The sequence below is a fragment of the Pseudomonas lurida genome (assembly GCF_013522705.1).
Lineage (GTDB): Bacteria > Pseudomonadota > Gammaproteobacteria > Pseudomonadales > Pseudomonadaceae > Aquipseudomonas > Aquipseudomonas quebecensis.
In genome coordinates this window covers 263,348-278,819 of sequence record NZ_JAAMRE010000003.1, presented here as the reverse complement: position 1 = coordinate 278,819, position 15,472 = coordinate 263,348, and the positions used below count along the sequence as shown (strand labels likewise).

Annotated in this window: 14 protein-coding genes; 5 read left to right on the top strand and 9 right to left on the bottom strand. The window is 62.1% G+C overall.

The genetic code is table 11. The annotated features are described in order from the left end of the window. Window positions 1–145 precede the first annotated feature (145 nt). From G7025_RS04650 to G7025_RS04640, 3 genes are read left to right on the top strand one after another with little or no spacing between them, the layout of a single operon-like run. A complete protein-coding gene (locus G7025_RS04650; RefSeq protein ID WP_181076929.1) occupies window positions 146–1,684 on the top strand; it encodes a flavin-containing monooxygenase in 1,539 nt (512 codons plus the stop codon). Beyond that, window positions 1,681–2,571, top strand: coding sequence for an SDR family NAD(P)-dependent oxidoreductase (locus G7025_RS04645; RefSeq protein WP_181076927.1), 891 nt, complete (start codon window positions 1,681–1,683; stop codon window positions 2,569–2,571). Before G7025_RS04650 ends, G7025_RS04645 begins: the two co-directional genes overlap by 4 nt. Before the next feature lie 15 nt (window positions 2,572–2,586). Further along, window positions 2,587–3,429: a metal-dependent hydrolase gene (locus G7025_RS04640; RefSeq protein ID WP_181076926.1), complete on the top strand. Its 843-nt coding sequence runs from the start codon at window positions 2,587–2,589 to the stop codon at window positions 3,427–3,429. Here the strand turns inward: G7025_RS04640 and G7025_RS04635 are convergent. Beyond that, on the bottom strand, window positions 3,426–5,501 hold the full coding sequence (locus G7025_RS04635) for a PTS sugar transporter subunit IIC/EAL domain-containing protein (protein ID WP_181076924.1): 2,076 nt from the start codon (window positions 5,499–5,501) through the stop codon (window positions 3,426–3,428). The two genes, G7025_RS04640 and G7025_RS04635, sit on opposite strands and share 4 nt — an antisense overlap. Before the next feature lie 318 nt (window positions 5,502–5,819). Here G7025_RS04635 and G7025_RS04630 point away from each other — a divergent pair, with 318 nt between their 5' ends. After that, the gene (locus tag G7025_RS04630; protein ID WP_181076923.1) at window positions 5,820–6,086 is read left to right on the top strand and encodes a hypothetical protein; all 267 of its coding nucleotides are present in this window, start codon (window positions 5,820–5,822) and stop codon (window positions 6,084–6,086) included. Next, window positions 6,079–6,444 (top strand): DUF6388 family protein, encoded by a 366-nt coding sequence (locus G7025_RS04625; RefSeq protein ID WP_181076921.1) that lies wholly within the window; start codon window positions 6,079–6,081, stop codon window positions 6,442–6,444. The genes G7025_RS04630 and G7025_RS04625 overlap by 8 nt, the downstream gene beginning before the upstream one ends. Here the strand turns inward: G7025_RS04625 and G7025_RS04620 are convergent. Genes G7025_RS04620 through G7025_RS04585 form a run of 8 tightly spaced genes read right to left on the bottom strand, consistent with a single transcriptional unit; the run spans window position 6,441 to window position 15,423 of the window. Continuing rightward, window positions 6,441–7,283, bottom strand: a complete 843-nt coding sequence (locus G7025_RS04620; protein ID WP_181076920.1) for a serine/threonine-protein kinase — start codon at window positions 7,281–7,283, stop codon at window positions 6,441–6,443. The genes G7025_RS04625 and G7025_RS04620 overlap by 4 nt on opposite strands. Next, a complete protein-coding gene (locus G7025_RS04615; protein WP_181076919.1) occupies window positions 7,280–8,011 on the bottom strand; it encodes a PP2C family protein-serine/threonine phosphatase in 732 nt (243 codons plus the stop codon). The genes G7025_RS04620 and G7025_RS04615 overlap by 4 nt, the downstream gene beginning before the upstream one ends. Beyond that, window positions 8,008–11,391 (bottom strand): type VI secretion system membrane subunit TssM, encoded by a 3,384-nt coding sequence (gene tssM, locus G7025_RS04610; protein ID WP_181076917.1) that lies wholly within the window; start codon window positions 11,389–11,391, stop codon window positions 8,008–8,010. Before tssM ends, G7025_RS04615 begins: the two co-directional genes overlap by 4 nt. A gap of 14 nt (window positions 11,392–11,405) precedes the next feature. Continuing rightward, complete coding sequence (gene icmH / locus G7025_RS04605; protein WP_181076916.1) at window positions 11,406–12,269, bottom strand: type IVB secretion system protein IcmH/DotU; 864 nt, start codon at window positions 12,267–12,269, stop codon at window positions 11,406–11,408. A 5-nt stretch (window positions 12,270–12,274) separates the two neighbouring features. After that, window positions 12,275–13,600: a type VI secretion system baseplate subunit TssK gene (tssK, locus tag G7025_RS04600; RefSeq protein WP_181076914.1), complete on the bottom strand. Its 1,326-nt coding sequence runs from the start codon at window positions 13,598–13,600 to the stop codon at window positions 12,275–12,277. Further along, window positions 13,587–14,087 (bottom strand): type VI secretion system lipoprotein TssJ, encoded by a 501-nt coding sequence (gene tssJ / locus G7025_RS04595; RefSeq protein WP_181076912.1) that lies wholly within the window; start codon window positions 14,085–14,087, stop codon window positions 13,587–13,589. The genes tssK and tssJ overlap by 14 nt, the downstream gene beginning before the upstream one ends. 5 nt (window positions 14,088–14,092) lie before the next feature. Continuing rightward, complete coding sequence (tagH, locus tag G7025_RS04590; protein ID WP_181076910.1) at window positions 14,093–15,277, bottom strand: type VI secretion system-associated FHA domain protein TagH; 1,185 nt, start codon at window positions 15,275–15,277, stop codon at window positions 14,093–14,095. Between the two features lie 14 nt (window positions 15,278–15,291). Beyond that, window positions 15,292–15,423 carry a type VI secretion protein gene (locus G7025_RS04585; RefSeq protein WP_181076909.1) on the bottom strand — a complete coding sequence of 44 codons (132 nt, stop codon included), beginning with the start codon at window positions 15,421–15,423 and terminating at the stop codon, window positions 15,292–15,294. Between the last annotated feature and the right edge of the window lie 49 nt (window positions 15,424–15,472).

Genomic DNA, 15,472 nt, shown 5'->3' with positions numbered 1-15,472 from the left:
CAAGGACCTAGCGTAGGCGATATTTTCAGGTAGATTATTTAAAATCTTTTTTAAAATAATTAATTAAATTTTCCTTTGCAACGGCGTTCCACCCAAAAGACACAACAAGATCAGGAGCCCATCCGATGCCCACTCAGGACAGCCTATGAATGCCCACAATGACTCGATCGACATCGCCATCATCGGTACAGGCTTCGCCGGCCTGTGCATGGCCATCCAGCTCAAGCAGGCCGGGCTTACCGACTTTTTCGTCGCCGAACAGGCCGACAGCCTCGGCGGTACCTGGCGCGACAACCATTACCCCGGCTGTGCCTGCGATGTGCAGTCCCATGTCTACTCGTTTTCCTTTGCGCCCAACCCGAACTGGACGCGGCAGTTCGCGCCGCAGGCGGAAATTCGCGCTTACCTGGAGCAATGCGCCACGCATTTCGAGCTGGCGCCCTACCTGCGCTTCGGTATGGGGTTGACCCGCGCGGTGTTCGATGAAGCCCAACAGCGCTGGCACCTGAGTTTCAGCAACGGTCGGCAGGTGAGCGCACGGGTATTGGTGTCGGGGATGGGCGGCCTGTCGCGCCCAGCGTTGCCGGATATTCCGGGCCTGGAAAGTTTTAAGGGCCAGCGTTTCCACTCGCAGCAGTGGGACCATGGTTATTCGCTCAAGGGCAAGCGCGTGGCGGTGATCGGCACCGGCGCCAGCGCGATTCAATTCGTGCCGCAGATCGCCCCGCAGGTGGCCCATCTGGACCTGTTCCAGCGCACGCCGCCATGGATCATGCCCAAACCCGACCGTGCGATTGGGCCGCTGGAACGCTGGCTGTTCAAGCACGTGCCTGTTACGCAGCGGCTTATGCGCGCGGGGTTTTACTGGGCATTGGAAGGACGAGTGGTGGGCTTTGCGCGGCATCCGCGGCTGATGAAGATGGTGCAGCGTATCGCCCTGCGTCACCTGCACAGGCAAGTGGCGCGCCCTTCCCTGCGCAAGCGCCTCACGCCGGACTACACCATCGGCTGCAAGCGCGTGCTGATCTCCAATGACTATTACCCGGCATTGTCGCGCAGCAATGTCGAGGTGGTGACCGAGCCTGTGCAGCGCATCGAACCCGACGGCGTGATCACCGCCGACGGTATCAAGCACCCGGCGGACTGCCTGATTTTCGGCACCGGCTTCCAGGCCAGCGACCCGCTGCCACGCGGCTGCATCATCGGCCGCGACGGCATGGACCTGATGGACACTTGGCGTGAGGGCGCCCATGCCTACAAGGGCACAACCGTGCCCGGCTATCCCAACCTGTTCCTGATTGTCGGGCCCAATACCGGGCTTGGGCACAACTCGATGATCCTGATGATTGAGGCCCAGGTGGCCTACATCCTCGACGCGCTCAAGCAGATGCAACGCCAGCGTATCGCCACGGTGGAGGTCAAGCCGACGGTGGAACAGGCCTACAACCACCATCTGCAACACAAGCTTGAACGCACCATCTGGAACACCGGCGGTTGCCAGAGCTGGTATCTGGACCCGCGCACCGGCAGGAACACCACGCTGTGGCCCGGCTCGACCTGGCGTTTCAAGCAACTCACCCGCCAGTTCGCGCTCAAGGATTATGTGACGGGCATGGCGGTCCTCAGCCCACCTGCGCGTGCGCCCTCCGTGGTCCGCGCCAATCCCGAAGGAAGCCTGTCATGAAGTCATTCAACGGCCGCGTTGCGGCCATCACCGGCGCGGCCTCCGGCATGGGCCGCGCGCTGGCACTGGCCTTGGCCCGTGAGGGGTGCCACCTGGCACTGGCGGACAAAAACCTTCAAGGCCTGGAACACACCCGCGCCTTGCTCGAAGAGTCGGGCCTGCCGCCGGTGCGGATCACTACGCAGATGCTTGATGTGGCCGACCGCCAAGCCATGCAGGATTGGGCCGCGCGCTGCATGGCCGAGCACGGCCAGGTCAACCTGGTTTTCAACAATGCCGGGGTGGCACTGTCAAGTACCGTAGAGGGCGTGGATTACGCTGACCTGGAGTGGATCGTCGGTATCAATTTCTGGGGCGTGGTCCACGGCACCAAGGCCTTCCTCCCCTACCTCAAGGCAAGCGGCGAAGGCCACGTGATCAACACCTCCAGCGTGTTCGGGCTGTTCGCGCAGCCGGGCATGAGCGGCTACAACGCCAGCAAGTTCGCAGTGCGTGGCTTTACCGAGGCGCTGCGTCAGGAACTCGACCTGCAACGCTGCGGCGTGTCGGCGACCTGCGTGCACCCCGGCGGGATCCGCACCGATATCTGCCGCAGCAGCCGTATCGACGCGAACATGACCGGCTTTTTGATCCACAGCGAACAACAGGCCCGCGCCGACTTCGAAAAACTGTTTATCACCGATGCCGACCAGGCCGCGACAGTGATCCTGCACGGAGTGCGCAAAAACAAGCGTCGCGTGTTGATCGGCCGCGACGCCTATGCCCTCGACCTGCTTGCCCGTTGCCTGCCGGCGGCTTACCAGGCGTTGGTGGTATTTGCCAGCAAACGCATGGCTCCCAAACCGCGCACGCCAGTGTTTGAAACCAACGACGAGTCTCGTCTCTGAACAGGAGCACAGCCCATGCTACCCATCCGTCGCGATGTCCGTTTTGCCCTGCCCGCCGAGCGCATCAAGGACTGGCACGAACAAGGCCCGTTCATCACGCACTTCTTCAATGCCCTGTCGCTGCTGTTTCCCCAGGGCGAACTGTTCTTCATGGACAGCGTGCGCCATTACCGGCAGCGCATCGACGACCCGCTGTTGAAGAAGGAAATCCAGGGTTTTATCGGTCAAGAGGCCATGCACAGCCGCGAACATGTGGCCTATAACGACCTGCTGCAAGCGGCGGGCCTGCCGGCGCACACCCTCGATCGGCGGTTGAAATTCATCCTCGACTGGCAAAAAAAACACCTGCCGCCGGCGTTCAACCTGGCCGTGACCATCGCCCTGGAGCACTACACCGCGATGCTCGCCGAGATCCTGCTGAGCGACCCGTCGCGCTTCGGCCATTCACTCAAGGGCTACCAGCAAATGTGGTACTGGCACGCCCTCGAAGAAACCGAGCACAAAGCCGTGGCGTTTGACGTATGGAACACTGTGATCAAGCCGGGTCCCGGGCGCTATCTGCTGCGCACCGGGACCATGCTCACCACTACGCTGCTGTTCTGGCTGGTGGTGCTGGACTTTCATGTGCGCTTGCTGGTGGCGGACCGCAAGGCGGGAGGTTTTTTCAAGGGCTTCTGGCGCATGCTCAAGTTTCTGTATGGCCCTAAAGGCGTTTTCCCGCGCATGCTGGTGCCTTGGCTGCATTACTTCAAGCCAGGCTTCCACCCTTGGGATCATGACAATCGCGCGCACCTGGCCGGTATCGACGCTTTGGTCGACGACATCGAACAGACCCGGCGCGGCTACGAATCCGCCTAGGTCTGCGCCAACGCCGCACGTTCGCGCACAAAGCCTTCCAACTGATCGCCCGGCAGCGCCTTGCTGAAATACCAGCCCTGGATAAACAGTTCGCTGCCGGTGTTCAGGAAGGCCAGTTGCTCGGCGGTCTCCACCCCTTCGACGACCACACCCAGGTTCAACGCCTCGCAGAAACGCAGCATCCCGGTCAGGACCTGCGCGCCCTTGGGATCATGCTGGGCCACCACGAAGCTGCGGTCGATCTTGATAAAGTCCACCGGAAACTGGTGCAGGTAACTCAACGCTGAAAAACCGGTGCCAAAGTCGTCGATATACACCTTGGCGCCAATCGCCTGGAGTTTTTGAATCGTCCGCCGCGTAGCCTGGATATCGCTGACCAGAGCATCTTCGGTGATCTCCACCGAGACCTGCCCGTGGGCCTGTGCCAGGATGCCGACGAGGCGCTCGCCATAGGTGGCATCCGTCAGCGTCGCGCTGGAAATATTAATGGTCATGGGTAGCGTGAACCCCAACTTTTGCCATTTCTGGTATTGGCGCACGGCCTGGGACGCCACCCACATGTCCACGTCCGGCATCAATTGGGCCTGGGCCAGCCATTGCAGGAATTCCCAGGGCGAATGCACCGTGCCCTGGGCATCGCGAGCGCGCATCAAGGCCTCGCAACCGGTGCACAGTCCGGTGCGGGTCGAGACTTGCGGTTGGAATTCCAGATAGAAATCGTAGTCGCTGATCTGCTGGATGCGGCTCAGCTCATTGGCGTGACGCGCCAGGGTCTTGTGGGAAGCCAGCACGGGGTCCAGTTCGCGCAGCCGGCCTTTTTCCTCCAGGCCACGGAAGGTCATGTCCAGGGATTTGAGATACACCGTGCCGCCTTCGCTGGCCTGGCGATGGATCGCCCGCACATACGGCACATACACCAGCGTGCCCAGGCCCAGCAACGCCACCTGCAGCGCGACCGCCGCCAGGTCGCCGTGAGTGCTCAGATAAGCATTGAGCAACACCGGAGAGGTGAACGGCACACTGGCCACCGCCGGCGAAACCCAGCCCATCTGCACCGCCCCCAAGGCCAGCATTGCGTTCATGGCAGGCACTAATAGAAAAGGGATGAACAGACGCGGGTTGAGGATGATCGGCAAGCCGAACAGCAGCACCTCGCTGACGTTGAACAGTGACAGCGGCAAGCTCGCCACGGCGACCAGGCGCATGGACTGGCTCTTGGAAAACAGCAGGATCGCCAGCAGCAGGCATAACGCGCCGCCCGAACCGCCGATAAAAGCAAAACTGCCGAGCAGACCGCTGTTCAACAGGTACTTGATCGGCTCCCCTGCAGCCGCCGCCGTGCCGTTGAGCACCACGGCCTGATCCAACACATCGAACAGCGGCTGCATGGCGTACACGCCGTGGATTCCGAAGAACCACAACAGAGAATTCATCAGCGTCACGAACAGGCCGCTGCCGTAGGGCGATTGCAACGCATCCAGCACCTGCGGCCCCTGCAACTGTGCCACATACGGGACTTGCAGCAGTAACGACAGGACCGTGACCAATGCCAGGGCGGTGAGCGCGCCGGGAACGACCATGTTGATGGTGCCACGCAGGTTGTGCCCCACCAGGTCCTCGTTGACCAGCCGCGTCCAACGATAACGGTGCAACCAGGCCACGGCCGGCACGTTCAGCAACGGCGAGGCGATGGCGATGAATAACACGAAGGTGGCCGAGGCCCGTGGGTAGTCGCGCAGTACAAAGGTGGCGATCACCACGTGGGCCAGGCAGAGAAACGCCACCGGAAGCTGCGGGAGGCGATACTGGATCGCCAGCATGTAGCCAATGGACGCGGCCACCAGCAGTGGGATGACCGAACTGATCTGGTTATGCAGCCCCGCGAGAAAGGCCACCAGTCGCGGGTCGAATCCCAGCACCCGGGCGCATTCGGACAGGATCAGAAACCCGGCCGAAACGAGCAGGCAAGGCAGGATCCACAACAGCCCTTCGCGGATTGCCCGCAACGACTCGGTGCTGGCCAAGGCCGCCAGACGTTGGGTGAAGAAAAGCTTGAAGAGCGTTTGCGCCATGACCCATCCCTCTGCCCATCGCACGATGCCCTTCAAGGCAGGGCCCGGAAACACGAGGTAACGCTACACGCCCAGGCACTGGGAGCGAAAGGCCTTTACGGCGTTGGCGTCGATTTTCCAGGGGGTTGCGGCCTGGAATGGGTGATCGCGCGCAATTAATTGAACTTTTTAAGTAGGAAAAATCCCTAATCGTGGTTGAGCGGGTACTATTGACGGCTTATGGAGCGTGAGTGTGACCCGGCAAAGCGTCAGGCTGAGGTCGCCAATTCAGGGAAGCAGGGCCTGAGTCATACCAGGTACCCAGGAGGTAGGTTCAAAATGCAACACAAGTTGTCGAACGCAATGCGGCCACTGCTGCTTAACGCAATGCTATGGCTGGGCGGAGTCGCCCTGTTGTTTGTAATCAAAGATATTGTTGAAGAAGTGTCCGGACCGATCGCCGGTACCTGGGTTGATCTGACGCTGGTGCTGATGGCCTATCTGCTGTTCTTCATACTCGAACCACTGCAACATCGGGTATCGCGCCACCTGCGCAAGCGTGCTCGACGCAGGGAATCCCACCAGGAGGTCGGCACCGGTGTCTGAGCATAGAAACGATCCTGTAGCTGAGCCGGGTGATAGCCATCAACTGGCCCTTGATCGATTTCTTGTGGCCCATCCGGAGCTCCTCGCGCAATTGGACGCCTTGAATCCCCTGGCCGCTCAGGCCAAGGGTGAATCGCTTGCCCAATACCGCGCGGAACGCTTGCACGAAGCCTTCGAAGCGGAAGCCGAGCGCCTGGGTTTGTTCGCGTGGGAACTGACGCTTAAACTCACCGCCGAGTCCCCCGAAGCCTTCAACGCTCAACGCTTGGAAGTGCACAGGGAAGTGGCGCAGATGGCCGGATTGAGCTGGTCCGAATACTGCGAGCTGCACAACCTGCCCGGCGTCCCCCTCCCCTAGACAAACCATCGCCGGTGCGTCACCGCCATGCTATCGCGCAGTTGTTCAACCGTAACCGTTCGATGCGTCGCAGCCCAGCTCAAGGCTGAACGCAACGCGCTCCAGCAGCGCCTGGGCAACCTGCGCGGCCGGGGCAGTGGGCGGGTGCGGTGAGGCTCCACGACGCGCCTTCCCTGGGCCAACTCGTACAGCACGCGCGCGGCGCCATAAAGGTCGGCGCTCACTGACGGTCCGCCGCCGTCCTTCAACTCCGGGGCGGCATAGGCCGGGGTCCACGCATTCAGCCGACGGTGGCTCAAGCCTGGTAATCCGGCGGCTCTTTGCGACTCGGCATGCCCCAGGCCGAAGTCGAACAGGCACAAGCCCTGCTCCCCGACCATGATGTTGGTCGGTTTTATATCCCCATGCAGCACACCCTCGCGGTGCGCATAAGCAAGCGCATCCAACAGTTGCACGGCCATCGGTTGCAGCTCATTCCAAGGCAGGCCGTCCGGGTACTCCAGCAGCAGCCGGTCCAGGGTCAGCCCCGGCAGCCACTCCATGGTGAAGAACGCCACCTGACGCACCGTGTCGACTTCAAAAGCGAACGCGCGCACCACGTGCTCATGGCGCAGCCTTCGTGTCAGGGCGAATTCGCTGTACAGCAGCACATGCCCATCGGGACAGGTGGAAAGGCTGTCGCCCAGCAGTTTCAATGCGACCCAGGGGCTGGGCTCACCGAAGGCTTCGTGCAGCAGGTCTCGTGCACGATAAACCACACCCATCCCACCCGTTCCCAACACGCGCTCAAGCTGATAGCGCCCCGCAAGCAGGTCGGGCGGACCCAGGGCCGCGCTCATGGCTGCACCACCACCGCCGTCAGGTCGTCCTGGGCCGGGCCGCGCAACACTTCGGCGAACAACCGATCCACCATTTGCCGAGGGTTGTTCATACTCAGCGCATGCCCCAGCACGCCGTGGCTGAGCCCCTGATACAAACCGTCGCTGCACAGTAAAAACACATCGCCGGGGTGGACGCACAGTTCCAGCACCTCCAGGCCCAGGGGTTGTCGGCCGCCGATGGCCCGCGTCAGGGCTCTGGCATTCGGATGGCCGCGCGCCTGCTCCAGGGTCAAGTGCTGGCGATCCATCAATTGCTGCAAGCGTGAATGGTCCCGCGACAACTGGTACAGACGTTGCCCGCGCCAGAGGTAGCATCGGCTGTCGCCGACCCAAAGGCAGGCGGCACGATTGCCATCCAGCAGCAAGGCGACCACGGTGCTGCCCATCATATCCGTCAGGCTGCCATCAACCGATGGCGCCGCGCGGCTCAACTGGCGGTCAAGTGCGCGCAGACGCCTGCGCACCGTGTCGATACGCTGATCGAAGCCATCACCGCCAGGCAACGACGCCAGGCTTCGGATGACCGACTGGCTGGCCACATCCCCGGCACGATGGCCGCCCATACCGTCGGCTACCGCCCAGCAGCCACGCTGCGGGCAGTCGAGGAAAGCGTCCTCGTTGCGCGCACGCAGCTTGCCCCGCGCCGTACGCCCGGCGCTGCGCCACAACGCAGGCATCGGGGTCATAGTTGCTCCGGCAAGCGAAAGGTGCGCCATTGCTCCCACTGCAGCGGCACCGGGTTGCGTTGGCTGGAAAGCAGGAAGTGCGCACGCAGCCCGGAGAGATCAGCCTTGAACAGGCGGGCCTGGCGAGCATCAATGAGCTCACTTTGCATCAGCTCGACGAACCGAAACAATGACCACGCCCCGCTGTTATCCTTGATGCCTAATGGCCGCTGCGCGCCACGCTCCAGTACCAGGCTGGTGCGGCTCTGGTCCGCCTCGCCGGGCCAGTCGAACACCATGGGCACGATGGGTCCGTGGCGATATTCGAGCTGTTTGTCGCCAATACTCAGCATCGCACGGCTGACAGCCGGGTCCAGGCTGTAGGGCGCCAGACTGAACCGCACCGCCCACTCCTGCTCGTCATTGAAGAAACCTTGACGAATCATCTGGGCTTTGCTGAGTTGGTCCAGCAACGAGCGCGACATCGGCAGGCTGCGGCCGTCCAGGCTACGCAGGCGGTAGCGGCGGCCGTCTGCACTGACAAACGCGCGCAGATGGCTGTCGTAGAAGCGCGCCAAGCTCCCCCGTGGCTTGAAGAATTCCTGAAAATCCTCCAGGGCGACATCGGTGCGTGCGCTGGCAGTGAATGGATACCGACGCTGAATCGTCTTGGCGTAAAAGCCGTAGAGTTCGCTCTGGTAGCGCTGATTGACATAGGCATGAGCGCTGTCAAGCAACAGCCGCCAGCTATCGTCGGCAATACTGTCGAACCACCCTTTCAGAGGTTGCGGCAGGCGCGCAGCCGTATCACGTAAACGCCCCAATTGCGGTTGCTGGCCATCCATGCGCCGGCTGGCCATCCTGAACGCGGCCTGTTCGGGCAAGTCATCGCGGTTCAAGCCCGCCAACTGCAGTTGCCATTCATCCAGCAGCCGCAACGCCTGCAGCAGTTGTTCACGTGGGTTCTGCTCCGCATCCAGCAATTGATGCAAGGGCTCGAAGCGCCGCTGCAACGCGCGCCGCGCGGAATCAGGTGCCATCTGCCCCGGTAATGCGCTGCCTGACAACAGGGACGCGCCCGCCTGCGCCGCAACGCCCAGCTCGCCAACTTGGCGCGTCACGCCCTCAAGGTGCTCGCGTTGCGCCACAAGCCGGGTGTTTTCACGCAACTGATGCAACAGTTGCACCCACGGCGACTGGGCGGATGCCAGGTCGGCAAGCGTCTCGGCATGCTGTCGCAGGTTGTCGCTCTCCAACAGCCGAACCTGACCGATGGCGTGGCTCCACGCATCGGCATACTCGCTGAAATAGCGTTGCTCCAGCTCCAGCATCAGCTGGCGTAAATCCATGGGGCTCAGGTCACCGCTTTCGCCGAGCACCCAGTTGTCCTGCGCGATGGCGTTGACCAGTCGCGGCCCCTGCTTTTCGAAGTACTGCACGTACCGCCGGGTGAAGAAGCCGGGGATGGGTTCATCCGGCGCGGAAAGCCCGCGCCCCTGTACCAGTCGATAAGGTTCAAGGTTGCGAGCCTGGTGACGCAGCGCCCGATAGACCACGCCGGCGAGCGATTCACCGCGCAATTGTTGGCGAGCCTCGGCCACCAGGTCATCGCTCAAGGGCATCACGAACGGTTGCTCAAGCAAGCGCGAGAAATGCTCGTTCAAGCGCTTCTGCACCGACGGGTCGCTGGCGTAACGTGCAGACCAATGACCCGCCACACGCTCCTTCAGCCAGGCATTATCACGACGTTTCGGCAAGTTGAGCATCAGGTACGCCCGCAACGTATCCATCAACGTTTCGCGATCGCCCAGGCTGGCCCGGACCTGTTCTTCAAGCAGGGCAACCACTTGCGGCAGCAGTTGCTGATGCAGTGTCCTGTCATAAACATCGGATAACAGCGGACGGACGGCCTCGCCTTGGAACAACCCTACCCGCTCGACCATCCGCACCTGCGCCACGGGAGGGAATACCTGGGTCGCAGCCCGATGGCTGTCCAGCCGCGGCAGCAGTGCCAGGGTGGAATCCGCTATGGCAGGATCGGGCGGTTGGATGTCGAGCAGTTGCGCCAATTGCAGCAGGCGCTGGTGGTTGACCGAGTAACTGTGTGTCCAGACTATTCCCGCCACGACCACGAGCAACGAAGCGACCAGCATCCCAAGGCCTTGGCGGCGGCGCAGGCGTTGTCGCTCGGGGGTATGCAGCCCCGCTAGGTCAGCCTCCGCAAAGATCACGCGGTTGAACAGGCCCTGCACGAAATACGAGCGTCCGTCCTCCGACGCCCCGCAGGCCAGGTAGAACCCGCGCAGTCGATTGATGCGCTGGAAGCGATGAGCGCAGAACGCAGTTTCCACGAACAGGCATAAACGCTCACCGATATGGGCAACCTGCCGGGGGAAGTCAAGCATCTGCCCGCGGCGCTCGACATCACGTTCCAGATGCAAGCGAGCAATCACCTGCGTGCCCAGACGCTTCAGCAACCTCTCGAACGCTTCGCGCACATGGCCGATCTCGGTGCCGGCCTTGCCTGCCGCCAGGGGCTCGCCGAGCACCGCTTCTGCGCTGTCGCCCATAGGGGAGTCGAAGAATTCGGCGAACCCCGGCAAGCGGTCGGCCTGGGTCAGTATCAGGTACACCGGCACGTCCATGTGCAGCCGTTGCTGGATGTCTTGCAGACGCGTGTGTATCCGTCGTGCATGCAGGTCGAGGTCGTGCTCGTTCATGCCCAGCAACGTTTCCACCGCCAGGGTCACCACCACACCGTTGAGCGGCCGCGCTCGGTGTCGCGACTTGAGCAGGCCCAGCAACGTCGACCATCCAGCACCGTCCACCGGCACGTCAGGCTGCGTCAGATAGCGCCCGGCAACCTCTATCACAACGGCTTCGTCGGCCAGGTAGGCATCGAAGTAAGCGTTCGCTCTCGAAGACCGCGCCTCTGAGCGATCGAGCGGGTAAACCAAACCGTTGGCCGCCAGCAAAGAGCTTTTGCCGCTGCCTTGCTCGCCAACCAACAAATACCAAGGCAACTCGTTGCGCCAGCGCGCGCTGCGCTCACCGTAACGCCGCGTGGTTCTCAAGGTGTGCAAGGCCTCCTTGAAACGCCCGCGCACCTGGCGTTGCTCCGTCTCCACCAATCCGTCGCGCGGGTGACTCGCCTCGGTCTCAGGTAAGCGCAACCGTGCGGCACGCCGACCGCCGGCCCCCACCATCGCCAGCCCCCATGCAAGAAACAACGCGCTGATCGTCAGCAGACGCGCCGTCGAGCTTTGCCAGAAACGGTGGTCAGCGACCGCCAACAGCGGCCCGGCAAACCATATCAACAGTGCGCTGCCCAGTACCAACAACAGGCTCCATAACCAAATTTTGCGCAGCAACGCGCCCACGCCCTTGAAGAATGCGCTCATGATTGCTCCCAGCGTTACGAGGACGTCCGCGTCAGATCCGGCGCCAAAGATTGAAAGGATTGCAGTAAGGTCGTGCGCTGGTCGCCGAGCACGCCGGCGAATGCCAGATACATCGCCAGCAGGCAGATCCCAGCACAAGTGGCGACCCATTTGGCCGGCACAATGCGTAGCCGCGTGCGCGCCGGTCTGTCTGGCTCGGTGGAAACCGTCATCGACGCGTGTTCGCCACGCCCATGTCGAATCTGTCGGTACAGGCCGTCGCGCACCGCTTCAAGCTGCACCCCACCGCGCTCCGTCACGCGGTACTTGCCTTCAAAGCCGATGGACAGGCACAGGTACATCAATTCCAGCATCGCCAGGTGCTTAAGCGGATCGAGGGACAAGCGCTCCAGCAGTTGGAAAAACTTTTCCCCGCCAAAGGTCTCTTGATGAAAGCGGCTCAGCAGGCTTGTTTTCGACCAATCGCTATGGCCGCCCCACGCCGTGGTCACCACCGCTTCGTCAATCACACTGCAAAGTACATAACGCGCGGACATGACCTGACTGTTTTCCTCGCCGTGATGCAGGGCGCGCGCCTCGAAGGCCAGGATCCCTGCGGACAGCCGGTCGTTAAGCGCCTGCAGGCTCTCGCGTCCCGAACTGGTCTTGAGCTGGACCGTCTGGAGCAGCAGGTCCCAGGCCGACGCGACCAGGAGGTTGGGGCCTATCGTAAAGCTGTGCGCGCCCTGCAGGCCGGCGGTGTAGATCATCCGGTCCTCGAGGTGCTCGAAGCGCGGCGGCGCTGCGAAATCCGTCACGGCGCCCTGCACGGGACCGTGACCATCGCGATCAAGCAGTACGGTTTTCTCGTCCTGCGGGTATTCACTGTCCATAGTCATAACGATCAGTTCCTGATGGCCCAGAACTTGAGCTCAAGCCCGGCAAACTCGCCGCTGGCGTGGAAGGCAAAACCTCCCGATTGCGCCAGCTGCGCGATGTCACGAGCACTGAGTTCAAGCATGAAATACGTCTTGCCGGCATGGAACGGGATCTGTCGCGGCGCCACGGGCAGCGGCTTGACCTTGATTCCCGCGAGATGCAGGTTGACCAGTTCGCGAATGCGCTCCACGGGGCCGACCTTCAGGTGCGCGGGCAAGCGCTGGCGCAGCTCTTCCGAGTCGCACTGGGCAGTGGCCGCCAGAATGAAAGTGGCGCAGCCCAGCAACTTGAGGTCACTGACCGGACAGACCAGCACCCCGTATTGGCGCGGTTGCAGTAAGAGCTCAATGGCATGCTGCTCCAGCACCGACGACAGCACCGTTCGAATGCCGTCCATCAACCCGCGAAAGCTCGCACCCTGGTCGCCATGCCGGTAACTCGCCTCTATCTGGGCGCGTTTATTGTGGGTAGCGAACGTCGACAGTTCACCGAGGATCACCAACAGCTCGCGGTACAACGTCTCTGGACGAACCTGAGGTTGGGTCAGGTAATGACGCAGGGTCGACTCTGTGCGGTTGATCAACTGCAGCATGAGAAAGTCGCCCAGTTGCGTGCTCGATCCGTCGTTGCCCTGGATGCGCTCGGCAATCGCGTCGCCGCGGGTACCCAGCAGGCTGATCACCTCCTTGAGGCACGACGACACGTAGCCTGAGCGTTGCAGGTAGATGAACGTCGGCACAAAGTCCGCGTCCAGCGTCACGCCTCCCTCGCGTGTCGACTCCAGCACCTGGGCCACCTGGAGTTTCACCAGGAGCGGGTCGCCGGCCTGCTCTCCCAACGCCAGTCGCAGGTCCGGACGAGCGCAATTGATCGGGCAACGGGAATCGACACCGGCATTGGAGTCGCCCACCTGGGTTTCATGACTGACGTAGCGCGCCAGAACGTCGCCTTGCTCCGCCCTGCGCACCTCCACCTGATTGCCGACCGCCAGCGGCAACACCAGGTACACCGCTTGCCCGCCCGCGTCAGCAGGCACCTGCAGCACCAAGGGTTCGTTCGCGCTGCCCAGCTCGAACAGGCTGCCGTCCGGAAATACCCCGCTGGCTCGGGCGACTACCACTTTGCCCAGGTTAAGGTATTGCGAGTCGACCTCAAGCGTCAGGAATCCCCAGCCATCGCCCTGCAACAGGCGGGTCTGGTTAAGCTGCTGGTGGTAGTAACGGTCGCTGTGCTGCAAGTGCTGCGGGCGCAGCAACATGCCCTCCTGCCAGATGACGTTATAGATCTGCATTTCGATCTCCCAAGCGACCGGCCTCATGGCCGACGATGCGGATACCCGCCTCGTCAAGCACAAGGTCGACACGGGTCAACTGCTGTTGTTGAACGCTGAGTACCCTGCGCCACTGCACACGAGGCAGATCCCGGTAGGCCGCCAGCACGCCGACGTAGCGGCTCTGCGGTTCGATACTGAGCTTGAGCACCTGCCGCTCACCGGGACTCAAGGCCAGCTCCTCGCTGCCGACCCAGTCCTTGGGCAGCGCTTGCTCAGCGCGTCCATACAGGCTGAAGAAATCAGCATGCTCAAATGCCGCCGGGTGCCGCAGTTCGATCAGGTGTATGACCACCGGCGATGGACGACCGTGAAGGTCCGGATTAAGCGTTTCGCTGGCCGTCAGGGTCAGCTCCAGCTTGGTCAAGGTCGAAAAAGGAGAGAGGCTGTGGCAGCCGGCCAGCAGGCTCAACGCCGACAGTAGAAAGACGACGACAGCTCGATACATGAAAGTCATCCCGGATAGGCCGTGTGCAGTGTTGAAACCAGACGCACCTGTTCGTCATAGGCTTTGGAAAAATCCTCGCGTAACAGGCGTTCCTCAAGGCCAGGCGTGTCGTTAAGTCGTTGGTAATGACGTTGGTAGGCGCGCCAATGTGCACCAGCGGTGGTGAACCTCGACGGGCTGCGCTCACGTTCAAAGCATGTCAGCAGATGCACTGGGGCAAACGCCGCTACCGCACTGCGCACCGTGGCACGGCAAGCCACGAGCAGCGCCAGTTGGTGGATCTGCAGTTCACGGCAAGCCTGGGCAACCGCCCATTCGGTGCAAAGCTGGCCTTGATCTTCCATGCCCAGCAGCGCGCTCATGGCAGCCTGGGGGTCGACACAGTCCTTGAGCGGGTTCTGGCGCTTGAAGGGTGAGGTGGTCAGGTCCAGGTGCAACTCGCTGTTCAGCTCGTCGCGGGTGCGCAAGCTTTGCTGAATACCCTCGACGGTTTGCCTGAACAATCCCGCCACTTTGATCGCAAGTGCTTCGCGCGTGCGTGAATCAAGCCCCTCCATCCGCAGGCCCAGCGCCTCGCCGAATTGCGTCCAGAAGACCGCAGGGACCGGAGCAGGAGCCGAAAGCGGTTCGACATCCGGTGCTTTTTCCTGGACATCGGCCCATCTCGGCGCGATCAAGTGGTCGCGCGCCAAGTCACCGCTGGAAAGCGCGCGGGCGCTCAGCGCAGCGTTGTCGGGCAACCCGTGCGAATCTTCGGATGGCGGATGGGACAAGTCGTCACTGGGCATTGCCTGCAACGGGTCCAGCCCCACAAAGGCATCATGGGGGATCGTCTCGCTACCGGCGAAGCTCTGCGCCGCGATGGGGCTTGGTCGTTCCGCCAGCCGCGCACGAATATCCACCGGCCCCAGTTGATAGACGTCACCGTCGCTGATCAGCCGTGCCAGGCCTTTGCGCAGGCGTTCGCTGCTGCCCCGCAGGCCGATGCCGTTACTGCTGATATCGGTGAGAAAGTACTGCCCGTCACGGTAACTGACCAGACCATGATGGCTGGACAGCAAGCGACTGGGATCGGCAAGGTTCCAATCACACCCTACCCCACGACCGATCACGCCGCCGGCGTCATCGAATACCTTGCGCGCCGACGAATCACCGCTTGCGGCGTCGCACACTTCAAACACTAATTGCATGCCAGGGCCCTCGTTCAACGGCCGCTACGCGTCAGCTGGGGATCACCCAGCGGACGGTAGTCGGCGTCATCAAACACGTAATTGGCGTTGCAGCCACTCAACAAACACAACGCAAGCCACCAGGCTTGCCATGGACGAAAATGCATCAGGTTTCTCCAGGAAAAACAGGCCGGGCAGCCGGAAATCGCACCCATG